The sequence below is a fragment of the Streptomyces sp. NPDC058671 genome (assembly GCF_042716475.1).
Taxonomy (GTDB): Bacteria; Actinomycetota; Actinomycetes; order Streptomycetales; family Streptomycetaceae; genus Streptomyces.
Genome location: NZ_JBHXSA010000026.1, coordinates 59168 through 71999 on the forward strand (window position 1 = coordinate 59168; position 12832 = coordinate 71999).

At 70.9% G+C, this 12832-nt stretch carries 18 protein-coding genes; 16 read left to right on the top strand and 2 right to left on the bottom strand.

Features of this window, described 5'->3' with window-relative positions:
• Positions 1–65: 65 nt before the first annotated feature.
• The 13 genes from ACFWV2_RS27480 (at position 66) to ACFWV2_RS27540 (ending at position 9853) form a co-directional block, all read left to right on the top strand.
• Positions 66–1106 carry a hypothetical protein gene (locus ACFWV2_RS27480; RefSeq protein WP_384408817.1) on the top strand — a complete coding sequence of 347 codons (1041 nt, stop codon included), beginning with the start codon at positions 66–68 and terminating at the stop codon, positions 1104–1106.
• Between the two features lie 101 nt (positions 1107–1207).
• A complete protein-coding gene (locus ACFWV2_RS27485; protein ID WP_384408819.1) occupies positions 1208–1513 on the top strand; it encodes a hypothetical protein in 306 nt (101 codons plus the stop codon).
• A 567-nt stretch (positions 1514–2080) separates the two neighbouring features.
• On the top strand, positions 2081–2392 hold the full coding sequence (locus ACFWV2_RS27490; RefSeq protein WP_384408821.1) for a hypothetical protein: 312 nt from the start codon (positions 2081–2083) through the stop codon (positions 2390–2392).
• Positions 2389–2943, top strand: a complete 555-nt coding sequence (locus tag ACFWV2_RS27495) for a hypothetical protein (protein WP_384408823.1) — start codon at positions 2389–2391, stop codon at positions 2941–2943. The genes ACFWV2_RS27490 and ACFWV2_RS27495 overlap by 4 nt, the downstream gene beginning before the upstream one ends.
• A gap of 32 nt (positions 2944–2975) precedes the next feature.
• Complete coding sequence (locus ACFWV2_RS27500; protein ID WP_384408825.1) at positions 2976–3227, top strand: hypothetical protein; 252 nt, start codon at positions 2976–2978, stop codon at positions 3225–3227.
• A gap of 215 nt (positions 3228–3442) precedes the next feature.
• On the top strand, positions 3443–3694 hold the full coding sequence (locus ACFWV2_RS27505; RefSeq protein ID WP_384408827.1) for a hypothetical protein: 252 nt from the start codon (positions 3443–3445) through the stop codon (positions 3692–3694).
• Positions 3695–4003: 309 nt separating this feature from the next.
• On the top strand, positions 4004–4501 hold the full coding sequence (locus tag ACFWV2_RS27510) for a hypothetical protein (RefSeq protein WP_384408829.1): 498 nt from the start codon (positions 4004–4006) through the stop codon (positions 4499–4501).
• A 364-nt stretch (positions 4502–4865) separates the two neighbouring features.
• Positions 4866–5144: a hypothetical protein gene (locus ACFWV2_RS27515; RefSeq protein WP_384408831.1), complete on the top strand. Its 279-nt coding sequence runs from the start codon at positions 4866–4868 to the stop codon at positions 5142–5144.
• Positions 5141–5623: a hypothetical protein gene (locus tag ACFWV2_RS27520; RefSeq protein WP_384408833.1), complete on the top strand. Its 483-nt coding sequence runs from the start codon at positions 5141–5143 to the stop codon at positions 5621–5623. The genes ACFWV2_RS27515 and ACFWV2_RS27520 overlap by 4 nt, the downstream gene beginning before the upstream one ends.
• Positions 5620–5895, top strand: a complete 276-nt coding sequence (locus ACFWV2_RS27525) for a WhiB family transcriptional regulator (protein WP_384408835.1) — start codon at positions 5620–5622, stop codon at positions 5893–5895. The genes ACFWV2_RS27520 and ACFWV2_RS27525 overlap by 4 nt, the downstream gene beginning before the upstream one ends.
• A 443-nt stretch (positions 5896–6338) precedes the next feature.
• Entirely contained in the window at positions 6339–7136 is a 798-nt protein-coding gene (locus ACFWV2_RS27530; RefSeq protein WP_384408837.1) for a hypothetical protein, read from the top strand.
• 547 nt (positions 7137–7683) lie between these two features.
• Entirely contained in the window at positions 7684–8403 is a 720-nt protein-coding gene (locus ACFWV2_RS27535) for an NUDIX domain-containing protein (protein WP_384408839.1), read from the top strand.
• 142 nt (positions 8404–8545) lie between these two features.
• Positions 8546–9853, top strand: a complete 1308-nt coding sequence (locus ACFWV2_RS27540; RefSeq protein WP_384408841.1) for a helix-turn-helix domain-containing protein — start codon at positions 8546–8548, stop codon at positions 9851–9853.
• A 348-nt stretch (positions 9854–10201) separates the two neighbouring features.
• Here the strand turns inward: ACFWV2_RS27540 and ACFWV2_RS27545 are convergent, their stop codons facing one another.
• The gene (locus ACFWV2_RS27545; RefSeq protein WP_384408843.1) at positions 10202–10456 is read right to left on the bottom strand and encodes a hypothetical protein; all 255 of its coding nucleotides are present in this window, start codon (positions 10454–10456) and stop codon (positions 10202–10204) included.
• Positions 10456–10677 carry a hypothetical protein gene (locus ACFWV2_RS27550; protein WP_384408845.1) on the bottom strand — a complete coding sequence of 74 codons (222 nt, stop codon included), beginning with the start codon at positions 10675–10677 and terminating at the stop codon, positions 10456–10458. The genes ACFWV2_RS27545 and ACFWV2_RS27550 overlap by 1 nt, the downstream gene beginning before the upstream one ends.
• A gap of 342 nt (positions 10678–11019) precedes the next feature.
• Here ACFWV2_RS27550 and ACFWV2_RS27555 point away from each other — a divergent pair, with 342 nt between their 5' ends.
• The 3 genes from ACFWV2_RS27555 to ACFWV2_RS27565 are packed head-to-tail and all read left to right on the top strand — an operon-like array spanning position 11020 to position 12770.
• On the top strand, positions 11020–11427 hold the full coding sequence (locus ACFWV2_RS27555; protein WP_384408847.1) for a hypothetical protein: 408 nt from the start codon (positions 11020–11022) through the stop codon (positions 11425–11427).
• Between the two features lie 55 nt (positions 11428–11482).
• A complete protein-coding gene (locus tag ACFWV2_RS27560; protein ID WP_384408849.1) occupies positions 11483–12541 on the top strand; it encodes a hypothetical protein in 1059 nt (352 codons plus the stop codon).
• 34 nt (positions 12542–12575) lie between these two features.
• Positions 12576–12770, top strand: coding sequence for a hypothetical protein (locus tag ACFWV2_RS27565; RefSeq protein ID WP_384408851.1), 195 nt, complete (start codon positions 12576–12578; stop codon positions 12768–12770).
• The last annotated feature ends 62 nt before the right edge of the window (positions 12771–12832 follow it).

A 12832-nucleotide genomic window follows, 5' to 3' on the forward strand; every position in this document is an offset into this window, starting at 1 on the left:
GCTCCGCAGTCGCCGGGGCGCAGTGCTTCCCGCCCGCTGACCACTTCGCTCAAAAGGAGTTCCGCGTGTCCGTCACTCTCAATGCCCACCAGGTCGGCCGCATGCTCGACCGGACCGCCGACCACATCGCCGACGAGTACACCCCGGTCCTGCACGGCATCCGCATCGAGGCCGATGCGACGTTCCTGTACGCGGTCGCCACCGACCAGTCCACCCTCGCCATCGCCCGCTACCGCCACCACGGTCTCGACGGAGCCCCGATCGCCCGCACCCTCCCCGCCCGCGCGCTGCCCGCCCTGCGCCGGTGGCTCACGGACCAGCCCGGCAGCGACCCGGTCACCCTCACTCTCGCCGACAGTAAGATCCGCTTCACCGCCCCTCACGGCGAGATGACACTCACCGTCGACGACGACCAGAAGTACATCGGCTGGCGCGGCCTGGTCCGCGACATCATCGAGCAGACCGCCGCCGGAACCGAATGCGCCTGCCCCGCGCTCACCACGCAGATGTTCGGCCGGTTCGCCGCCGCTGACGAGCGCCTGCGCGTCTGGACCAACCCCGGCCGCCAGCCCGTGCTCCTGGCTGGCGAGGACTTCCTGGGCGCCCAGATGCCCGTCCGTTCTCGCCACGAAGGCTTCGACACCGGCCTCGCCGACGACCTCGACCACGTACGCAACCTGTGGGACGACAGCCCTACCGACGCCGACGGCCTCACCCCTGCCCCCATGCCCACCGGCAGCCGCCCCCTCCACGACGCCTCCCGCACCCCTACCGACACCGTCGAGGCTCTCCTGCACCAAACGATGCGCTCTACCCACGACCTCATCGAGGAGAGCAGCGACTCTCCCAAGGCCGTGGCGGCGCACGCGGCGGCCGGCGTCATGGCCTGGACCGCCTACCGCTACCTGGACGCGCTGCATCGGGCCGACCCCAAGCTCGCCGCCCAGATCATCGCCGAAGTCGACGACGAGCTCGACAGCGGCGAGATCGGCGAGTTCGCCTACGACGCCGCGACCGCCGCCGGCCTCGACCCGCAGAAGTGGCAGGACGACCTGGAGGCCGAGACCACCCCCTCCGTTCCCGACACCTCAGCGACGGAGAGGTGACCGCCTGACCGCTGCCTGTCCGGCCCGCGCCCCTGTGGATGCGCGGACCGGGCGGAGAACGGCCAGAACACCCCTCGACCGGACGAAACCCAAGGACACCCATGAGCACTACGGAGGAGACCACCAGGCCCTGGCCCCCGCTGGCCTGCCACTGGGTCGAGGAGCCGGACGGCACCCGCTGGCTCGTCCCGGGCTGCGTGGCCCGGCTGCACGACGTGGACGCCGGATCCTGCACCTGCCCCACGCTCGCCGACCAACTCGAGGTGGCGCAGCGCGAACGGGACGAGGTGAGGCACGCCCACCGGAGCCTGCAGTCCTGGCATCACGCGATCGTTGCGGCGGTGTATGCCCACCCGGACGGCATCAGGATCATGAAGAACGCAGCCGACCGGAGCAGCGGATGCTGAGCCAGGAACCGTCGACGGCACCCAAGCGCCAGGGCGGGCTCGCCCGCTTTCCTGAAGGGCTTGCCCACCTATCTGAAGCGGCTTGCCAACCATCTGAATTGGCTTGCCCGGTCCTTGAAGGGGCTTGCCCGTCATTTGAATCAACCGGCAGTACGCAGCTTGCCCAGCTGGCCGCCGCCCCGCGCGCGTTGCGCCACTGACCAGGCATGACCTGCTGCTTTGCCCACCGCGTGCCCCGTCCGGGCCGGGGGCAAGCCTTCGGGCAAGCGGGTCCGAGGAAGGTTCACGGCATCGGGCCGGAGGAGGGCGCACTCAACGCGCCCGCGTCTCCCCCTGCCTGTGGAGCGATACAGGGCCGAGGCGGCTGCGCCAGGGGAGGACGCAAGGAAGGCAATGAGGCCACCCACTTGATATGCATCCAGCAAGAATGCATAGTGATAGTAGACATTTCTGGGGTGCCGGAATCGGCTTCCCTGCGTCCCCACCACCCCGCTGTCACGCCCACGGCCGCCCGGCCGTCCAGTGCGACGACGACACCCAGCACTTCCACCCGAGGGGGAGATCCCTGTGCTCCACTCCAGCGAGTTCACCGAGGACATGCGTGACGAGCTTGTCCGCGACTTCATGACCGAGTACCGCGTCAGCGAGACCACCGCGCAGGTCGCCACCACGGTGTTCCTCACGATCGCCTCCTCGATGCCGGAGGAGCAGGCGAGCATCGAGTTCCAGCGGACCGTCCAGCAGTCCGTCGATCAGGGTGAGCCACGCGCTGACGGCTCCCCGTGCCGCCCCAACCCCATTCCGCGGGGCTGGGGCGGTGTGGGGGACCGGACAGACCCGGCCCCCCTCCACCGAAACAGGAGATGTGACCCCTTATGACCGTCGTTCACCTGCACCCCGTCCCGCACGGCGACGGCGCTGCCGAAGCGCCCGTCCCGATCGTCGCCCTGCACCAGGCCGTCGCCGACCTCACTCCGTCCGCCTGGCAGGGCGAAGTCGGTGAGGCCGCCGCCTTCCGGGCCACCCTGAGTGCCGACGCCGTCCTGATCGGTTCATTCCGCGACACCCTGCACGCCGCCGTAACGCCGATGAACTGGACCGGCTATCCGCCGGTCGACGACCACGAGTGTCAGTACGCGGCGTGCGCCGTCACCTACCTCGGCTCCGCCGACAGCATCCGCGGCTGGTGGCTGCACTACACCCAGCGTCCCGACCAGCTCGGCGACCCGCGTCACCTCCTCACCCTGATCGCCCCCTGCGCCTGCGGCACCTACCTCCACACCGACATCGCGAGCGAGGATGCGCTGATCGCGATGTTCGGCGAACTCAGCACGCCGCCCGGGGCGCCGGTCGACTGCGACCACCGGCTGCGCATCCGCGCCGCGAGCCGCGCCGAAAAGGTTCACGACAGCTTCGAACCGCCCTTCTAGGGCCAGTCGGCACTCGCGTACGGAGCACGCCCGTGTATCACCGCAGTCTTGCGTGGCTGGTGACCTTCCGCCTCATGGACGAGGCCGGCACCCGCCACAGCTACGTCATCAAAGACGCCCCCGACGCGTTCACCGCCCGTCTCTGGGCCCAGCGGCTCGCCAGCGGCCCGGCCGAACTCGCGGCCCGCCGTCACGTGGACATCGACCCCGGATACGACGACGTTCTCGCCATCACCGAGGACGTCCTGGCCACCACCTTGCGCTTCACGCATGGCCGGCTCTGACGGTCTCTCCGGCTGCTGGGGCAGGGCGCCGGGGGAGATCCCCGAGATCCTGCTGACGCAATCACTTGAAATGCATCCTCGGAGTATGCATTATTGGTGTGGGTTCCGGGACGGCCGACAGGTCGCCAAACTCAGCCAACCGCCCCGGACTGCCCGCCCGCTCCAAGTGAAACAGGTGGCCAGAGCATCATTCACCACCCCGCAAGGAGCACGCCATGACCCCCCAGAGCAACACCGCAGACGACGCGAGAAAGGAGCTGAAGCAGCGCCTCGCCGAAGCGAAAGCCCAGCGAGACAAGACCCTTGAGGAGATCGACCGCCTTCGCGAGGCGGCCGAGAAGAAGTTCTGGACCAGCGTGCACGCCACCCTCGACGGCGCCTACCACGGGGCCCAGAAGGACGCCACCGAAGTCCTCGGCTACACCCGGGACCACATCCTCAAGAAGACCAAGCAGTACGGCAAGTAACCGTCTCCCTCGAAGCACCCGCCCGGGCCGGCCAGACCACACCGGCCGCCCCGGGCCCGCAGAGGCCCCGCCACCAGCCGGCCTGAGCGCCCCCTTCGCGTTGCCGTTGCCATCGCGGCGCCCCGCGCAAACCCACCGCTGCCACCACGGTGCCTCTCCTCGCGAACCCTGCCGCTGCCACACAGCACCAGCGCCACCGTTCGGAGCCTGCCCTCCCGGCCGTGCCGTCCGACTCGAACCCAGCCGAGCCGGACGGTGCGGGGGACCGGACAGACCGGGCCCCGCCCGCCACCGGAAACGGAGCCTCACATGACCCCGCACACCCTGACCCCCACCGCGCCCGCCATCCCGGCCAGCCACAGGGACCCGGTCGCCGACATCCGCATGCGCACCGCCGCCGGCACCAGCAACCCCACCCAGGACATCCCGCAGCTGCTCGCCCACATCGAGATGCTCCAGCAGCGCCTGGCCGCCGCCGAGGCCGTCCTTCCCGGCATCACCCAGCTCACCCCCGGCGAGCCGGTCGAGCTGACCATCTACCGCGCGGAGCGCGACCACGGCCACATGCCGCTCGGCCTGTACACCAACCGCGCCGCCGCCCGCGCCCACGGTGAACACCTCCACGCCCGCAAAGGCCTCCCCACCCGCGCGACCGTCACGTGGATCCCCGACTTCGGCGACGCCGCAGCGACCGAGGAACTGGCCGTCTTCGCCCCCTGCGAGGACGGTGAGCAGCAGGAGGACAGCGCCACCGGCTTTCTCGTCGCCCCGCTCACCCTGAAGGCCGCGTACGACCCCGACGCCTAGAAGCAAAAGGCCCGCGCACCGTGTGGGAGACCGACGTCCCCACACAGCACCGGCAAGGCCCTCCGGCAAGGGGCGTCCACGTCCTCACCGCCGCGCCGTCAGCCGCGACAAGGCCCTTGTCTGCGCACCGTGCGCCTGGAAAGTCGCCCAGCTCCACGCCATAACCGGCCGCCAGATCTCCGTCGGTACCTGCCGCGCCGACTGCTCCGCCCGCGGAGTGCAGCCGGACGGTACCCGCGCTGGGACCAAGCCGCGCGCAAGGGCATCGACCGACAGAACTGCCCGGGACGGCCGCCAAGGCCTGAGAAACCGCCGGCCGCCCCGGGCCCCTCACCCGCCAAATAGCGAGAGAGAGACCACCATCATGCACGCCACCCGCCGCAAGCAGCACGACAAGTCCACCCGCCACCTGGGCACCGCCGCCCGGCTCCTGAAGTCCCTGGCCAAGACCAACCCGCTGCTCGCCGAGCGCGAGTTCGTCTGCAGCCGCTGCGACGTCGCCTGGCAGGGCGACGAGGCCGACTGCTGGAACTGCGGCCTCCCCGCGACCTTCTCCTCCCACCGCGACGGCGCCGCGCTCCAGCGCCTCCTCACCGCCACCACGACCTCCCGCGCTTTGGTCCCGACGGGAGCGGCGTCGTGACCGGCCTGGCCTCCCTGACCTGGCTGATCGGCGCCCAGGCCCTCAGCGACCACATCACCGCCCGCGTCAACGAGCTCGTCGAGGCGGGCACCGAATACGCGAGGGCCTGCGCCAAGGTCACTGACGCAGCCGACGCCAGCGAGGCCTGGGCCATCGCCGCCACCCGCCAGACCTGGGTCCGCCGGCACGACGTCGACCCCGACGATATGCCGGTCCGCAGCCTGTACGTCCTGGAGCGCACCGCCACCGACGTCGTCGTCGCGTACATCGACCTCGACCAGGCCGCCGACGACGCCGACGGCGGAGACCACTCCAACCTCCCGCCGGAGAAGGCGCACCAGAACGACCACTCCCAGGGCGTCGAGTACCCCTTCGAACTCCTGGAGATGTCCTTCGAGCTCGCCGCCTGGGAGCCCTTCGAGCACCTGCTGCCCACCGCCGCCGTCCCAACCGCCGGGTCCACGGGGGTGGGGGAGTGACCACCACCGAACTTGCCCCCTGGCCGCAGCTGACCGGCAACGAACCATGCCGGGCGCCCGATGCCGACCCCGAAGACTGGACCGGGCCCCCGAAGCAGCGCGTGAACGGTCAGCTGGCCTGCCTCAGCAAGTGCCCCGAGGACGTCCGCGAGCAGTGCCTGGCCTGGGCTCTGGACCACCCGACCCATGCCGGATCCGCGATCTGGGCCGGCACCACCCTCAACGACCGCCGCCGCCTGCGCGCCGAACGCCGCGACTCCGCCGCGGCCTGACGGTCACATCCCGCCCACCCGTCCGTCCGGTGCAGCCTCCTCCCGCACCGGACGGGCGGCCCCGACCTCACCCGCACATCGGGCGGACCCTGACCTCGGTCGGCCAGCCGCCCGCACGCTCGGAAGGGGAGCAACAAACAAGCTCCGCACGTATCCCGCCGCTCTGCACCGCTCCCGTCCGCCGCGCCGAGCTCGCCCTCCTCGACCACCTCACGGTCTCCGAGCCACCACCCTTATCCAGGCGCTCAGCCCAGACCACCGACTACCCGACGTACGAGAAGGTCGTCCTGCACCGCCAAGGCCCGGCGCCAGACCCGGGCGCGCCGAACCCCGGCCATCGCTGAACCGAGCCCAGGACCCCGGGCACTCACCGCGGATCCCGGCGCCGAAGCAAGCCGGCGCCAGCCGCTCCCACCCATCCCGCCAGAACGAAGGACATGCCGATGAACCGCGAGCACCACCACCGCGACATGCAGACCGCCGGCCTCCTCGCAGCCGCCGCCCCCGCCACCTCCGAGCAGCTGCTCAACCCCTCCGACACCTCCACCGACCGGCCCACGGTCGTCACCCTCTGCGGATCCACAGCCTTCTGGAGCGAGCTCGCCGAGGCCAACTTCCGCGAGACGATCGCCGGCCGCGTAGTCCTCGCGCCCGGCTGCGACATGAAGAAGGCCCACCCGCTGTGGGCGGAACCCGCGGCCGCCGAAAAGCTCAAGCTCGCACTGGACGCGCTGCACCGCTGGAAGATCAGGGCCTGCGACGAGGTCCTGGTCGTCAACACCGGCGGATACATCGGCGACTCCACCCGCGCCGAGATCGCCTACGCCCACCACCTCGGCCGCCCCGTCCGCTACACCGAGCCGGTAGGCCACGCCGTCATCCTCGACCGCCCCGGCCTGGACCCCGTACGGATCGGCCCCTACGAACACGAGAGCCGCGCCGAGGAGATCGCCGCCGGCCTGCGCAGGCAGCTGCACCACACCGCGCACGTCGAAGGCACCGTCATCACCACCGCAGCCTTCCGCCCCGACCTCGACCACCTCGACCCGCAGGTCCCGAAGGACCCGTACGCGCTGGCCCACGCCATGGACAAGGACCCCGACGGCGACGGCACCGGCCGCAACTTCCCCGACCTCTACGCGCGCCTGTGCGCCCAGGAGCCGGAGGCGTACGCGAGCGACCTGTGGAAGAGGGCCTGCTGGGCGTATGAGCACATGCAGGCCGACCCCGCGGACGAGTAGCCGTTGCGCCCGGCCCCAGGGAGGTGTCCGAGGGCGGACAGGCACCATCCAAAAATGCATTCATAGAAAATGCCTTTTTGGGGAATGCTCTACGGGGTGCGGGGGGCGCACCACAGAACCACACCCTCCAGTGCGCTCGCCCGCCCCGATCCGGGCGAGCACACCCCAGACCCCCGCAGGAGCGGCAGGTGAACTCCCTGCCGACCGACAGCAACGCGACCTCCGCCCTGGCCGCGATCACCCTGGCCTCGACCAGCTGCGTCAGCTCGCGCTCGGCGACACCGCCGACGCCGACAACAAGACCCACGCCCTGCCCGCCATCTACCAGGCAAGACCGGCCCGAGCCTGATCGGAACCCTCGCCGCTCTGATCGACTACATCGCCGACCAGCTCGACGAGCACGGCCTGGAGGTCGGAACCGAGGCGCTTCACGAGGCAGCCGGCGTCGCACGAGGCCAGGCCGGGCCCTGACCGGCCTGGCGATCAGGACCATCACCGGGACGGACGCCTGAGCCTGACGAACACAACCACTACGGGAGCCCACATCATGAGCAAGATCGAGACTGTCCCCGCCGTCTTTCGCGCCTGGTCGGTGAGCTGGCCGGAGTACAAGCCGGTGGACGTCACCCCGCCCGAGCTGCTGCCCGAGGCCCTGGCCCGCCAGGTGCCCGGCTGGGCCGAGGCCGCCGCGACGCCAGCGCACGTACTGGACTGGGAGCAGCGCCAGACCGCTGCGCTCGTGCCGTTCCAGCTCGACGCGCAGGGTTGGCCCCTGCACCCGCAGGGCCGCACCGGCCGCACCGGCCGGAATCTGGGGAAGTGGGGCGAGAACGCCGCCGCCGACCCCATCGTGGTCGCGGGCACCGGACAGGACCGCCGGCTCCTGCTGATCACTCGGGATGACATCCTCGAAGAGGCCATCCCCGGGGGGATGGTCGACCCGGGCGAGACCGCTCCGCAGACTCTGGTGCGGGAGCTGCGCGAGGAGACGGGCGTGGACCTGGCCGACCACCGCCCCGTCATCCTCGGCAAGGGCATCGTGGACGACTGGCGCAACACCGACCGCGCGTGGGTCGCCTCCACCGCCGCCCTATACCTGCTGCCCTGCCCGGTGGCCGCCGTCGCGGGCGACGACGCTGCCGACGCCAACTGGTGGCCCTTCGGCTCCCTCAGCCAGCTCGAAACCGTGCTCGCAACCGCAGGCCGTACCCTCTACGCCGCGCACCAGCCCCTTCTGCAACTCGCCGCGGACCACCTCGCCAAGTAGGGGCGCAGCCGACGCCGCGCGGGAGGCCCACCGGTCAGAAGGCGGCTACCGAGCGGAAATGCGTGGTGGCAGCCGGGCGCAGGACTCTAGCGTGGTCCGACCGGCACATGCCGGTGAGGAACCTGGTGAACTTGGAGTACCGATGGCTCTGCCCGCACGGCTCACCGCCGCCCTGGGACGGCACCCTGACGACCTCACTGAGGACGATCTGCAGCGCGCGGTCGACAACCAGATACCCGAAGGCGTCGACCTCGACTGGAAGAAGGACTTCTACCAGGGCACCGACGCGGGCAAGAAGGAGCTCGCCAAGGACGTGTCGGCCATGGCCAACACCGTCGGCGGCCTGCTCGTCATCGGCATCGACGACGGCAAAAAGGACCACGCCCACGCCCTGGCACCCTTCGAGCCGGACCCCAGACGGGGCGAGGAATGGATCCGCTCGGTCCTCGCCAACTGCATCCAGCCCGTCGTCCCGAACGTGGGCGTGCGCTCCCTGAAGTCCGCCGACGAGGGCAAGATCTACTGGATCCTCACCGTGCCGCCGAGCACCCAGATGCCGCACGCTGTCGCGATGCCGGGCAACGACTACAACTTCCGCGTGCACGTCCGGCACGGCACCACCACACGGACCCTCGCCGAATCCGAGATCGCCCAGCGCTACCGCGATCGCTTCCACGCTGCATCTGCTGACACCGACCGCCTCCAGGACGTCCTCACAGCGGGCCATGAGCACCTGAAAACCCACGTGAGAACCCCTCCCGCCGGCCGCACCCGATCCACGTGGGAACCGTTCTGGATCAGCGTGGCCGCAGTCCCCACGGTCCGTGGCAACCGCGCCCTGACCACCCAGCAGGAACGAACTGCTGCCCTCGACCGCTTTGCCAAGCTGGCCGATCAGGCGGTGACCAGCTTCATGCAGCCGGACCACCCGGCCCTGGTCGGGCGCCGACAGGTCCGCTTCGAGGGAGACCCGACCGGCCAGCTCCATCAGGACGGCTCGTTTTACGCCGCCCTCATCCTCGAGCTCGCGGACCAACCGCCCGGCAGCAGTCCCAAGCGGCTATACCAGCGCGGCCTTGAGCTGTACCTAGTGACCCAGGTCCAGGCCGCAGCAGCATGGGCGGTGGAGACGGGTGCAGGAGGTGACCTTATGCTCTCCGCGCAGATCCACCGCTTCGACGACGGCATCACTCCGGTGCGTCTCGTCGTCTCCGAGCGTCACCTCGAGCGCGGCCCCGCCGGACCGATCCCAAGAGTTCCGGCGCAGACCACCGCGAACCTGACCGCACTGGCCACCGACAAACATGAGGCCGTCATCACGGCCTACACCCTCGCCGCCGATCTGTTCGCCGACATGGGAACCCACCAGCCCTACCTACTGACCCCCGAAGGCGACATCCACTTGGACCGCCTCAACAACGACTACCGCAGCTCGCTCACCGGCTGGTAGACAGGACGGCCTCGGCGCCCGCAAGGCCAGCAGGCAACGGGAAGGCCTCCGAGATCGACTCGGAGGCCTTCCGCGCCTTCCAGTTCAAGGGGAGGCGAGCCGCACGGGCCCGGGGGCGGACTCGGCGGCCAGACGGGGCCCGGGACGATCCCGGTGTGCCGCGCCTGCCGGAACGTCGCCACGGGCACCTGGAGCCGCTGGACCGGTACGGCGCCGGACGCGAGGGCGGCACCGGCAGAAGACCGGCGGCGCTTGAGGGCATCGGCCCGCGCCAGCCCGCAAGAGCAGAGCCCCGGACCAGTAGTCCGGGGCTCTGCTGCAGCTGGCTGTTCGGCGCCTGCGGGGGAGTCAGTCCGCCTCAACATAGGCGACCAGGATCAACGTGCCCAAGGCGGTCGGCACGTACACGATCCGAACGCCGTCCTCGCGGTGCTCACGGATCGAGCCGTGCTTCGAGGGGACGCCGATCTCGGGATTCCTGGAGATGGTCACCAGAGCGGGGTCCAGCCGGCGGCGCTCGGCCTCCGTCATCCGCTCGATCTGCTCCTGCGCAACGTCGTAGAAGACGATGCGCGCGCGCCGCAGGCCGCCGTGCCGCCCCATCAGGCGACGTGGGAGGTGGGGGTGGAGTCGTCGAGCGGGGGCTGCCCGAGGTCCTCGCGCAGGTCCTCCCACGAGGTGATGGCGTTCAGGTCGACGCCCTCGCCGGCCAGGCGCTCCAGCACGTAGGCGATCCGCGGGTCGCTGTCAGCCATCTCCCGCGCGTCGGCCCGTAGGGCCTCCTGCTCGGCCGGGTCGAAGACGAGATGCATCGCGGCCTCCAAGTCGTAGATGCTGCAACGAGGCTAGCGCAGGAGCGGTTCACCGGGGCCCGGAAGGTGAAGAGGTGCCCAGAGGACCCGGCGCGCAGGCTCATCCTGTGGCACGGCGGAGACGAAAGCGGCCGGCGCCCACTTCCGCCGAGGCGGGTGGCAAGGGCGCCGGCCAACCGAAAACACACACCCCGGGAAGCCCGAGAGGCGTATCTCACTCCGAGTGTATCCGTACGCCGCAGCGTTGCGGAGCCACTCCACTTGCCAACGGTGATGTAAGCTAGGTAATGTTGTCTTGCTCGCGGGTGGTGGCAGCCCGCGGCACCGAACACACACCGACATCCTGGAGGCCCCGTGCCCTTCTCCCTCTCCCACCCCGCCGGCGCCGCGATGCAGGCCGAGGCCGCTGCATCCGCGTGGCCGGCCACCGCCGCGGCCGCCGATGCCGAACTCGCCTGCCTCGCCGAACTCCTGGCCGGGGCCGGTGTCACCGCCCTCCCCGCCGCGGGCGTCCTGGCGATCCCCGGCCTTGCCGCCGGCCCGGGCGACACCGCCGGCATCCGGGTGCGCACCACCAGCAACCCGCCGCACGCCCTGTACGTCATCGCAGCCGACCGCATCACCCCGCACGACGGCGCCAGCAGCGCCTTCGACCACCTCCGCCCGCTCCTCGAGGCGGCCGCCCGCCCCTGCGACGGATGCGGTGCCGAGGCCTACGAGCCGTGCAGCCCGTTCTGCCTGCCCGCCCCCTCGAACGACTGACACCCCCGCCGGCGGGGCGCCGTGAGCGCCCCGCCCCGTGACGAAGGAGAAGAACGTGATCCGCGCCGGACGCCTGCAGCACGTCCAGACCATGTCCGACCTGGCCGACGCCCTCGGCAAGAAGCTCACCACGATCCGAAACCAGAAGCCCTACGCCGCAGAAGGCCACCCGGCGCCGATCAGCTCGCCCGACGCCCGCAACCAGCTGTGGGACGCGGAGCAGACCGCGGCCTACTACGCCGGCGAGCCCATCCCCGAGCTGCCCCAGGTCGACGACGACGAGGACCTCCTGGACCGCCACGAGGCCGCCGAACTGCTCGGCATCGCCCCCGTGACCTGGAACACCTACAAGAGGGACCCGGGCCTGGCCGCCGGCGTCGTCCTCGTGCCCGCGGGCCCCAAGGGCACCGAGCACTGGCCCCGCCGCCTGGTCCTCGCCTACAAGGACAGCCGGCCGGGCCGCGGCGCCGGCGGCGGCCGCCGCGAGGGCAGCGGCGACATGATCCCCCGCGACGAAATCCTGCCGCGGATCGCCGAGCTCCTCGACGCCGACCCCGCCGTCACCGTCGAGACCGTCTCCGACACCCTCGGCATCACCAAGTTCCCCACCGCCCAGTCCGGCCTGGCCACCCTGCGCGGCAGGCGCATCGCCGACCTCGTCGAGAAGCAGCCCGGCCTCGACCTGAAGGAAGCCGCTCTTCAGCTGGGTTACCCCGCCATCACCCACCGCGCCGCTGTCACGTTCGCCGAGCGGGAGCTCCGCGCCCGCGGTGCCCAGCCCTACCTGCAGCACACCGCCGACGTCCTGGCCGCGGCCGGCATCGCCCAGCAGGCGCAGGTGGAGATGCGCCAGCTCGACGGAGGAGCCGTGGCCGCCGCAGTGCTGCTCGAGACCGACCAGCCGGCCGCCGCCGCTGTGTGGGACTCCCGCTTCGGGTGGCGGACCTCGACCAGCCGCCGGCACCCCATCGGCAAGGACTCCGAAACCGCGCCCGAAGGCGAGGGGATTCGCTACCTGGGAAGCGGGCTGCGGCCCGAGCCCGAAGAGCTTCTCGCCGCCCTGCGCGACGGGCGCAAGGGCACCAAGCGTCCCAAGGCGGGTATGGACGAGTAGACCAGCAGCGAAGGCTGAGAAGGGGAACGCAGAGATGGACAAGCTGTTGAACCTCGCCGCGGGGCGCCCGTCCAGGGGTAAGAACCCGCTCTCGGAAGACGCCGGCGCCGAGGAGTGGATGGTGCAGCTGCGTCGCACGGTGCGGGAGGTCGAGGTGCGTGAGCAGGCCCCCGAGCTCGTTGCCCTGAGTGCCGTCGCTCCTGGCATCGGAAGTTCCGCCGACGGCTGAGCGCGGCGGGACTACGATCACTGCGTCGAGGAGCGGAACGTACGCGTCGGCATCCGGCGCCG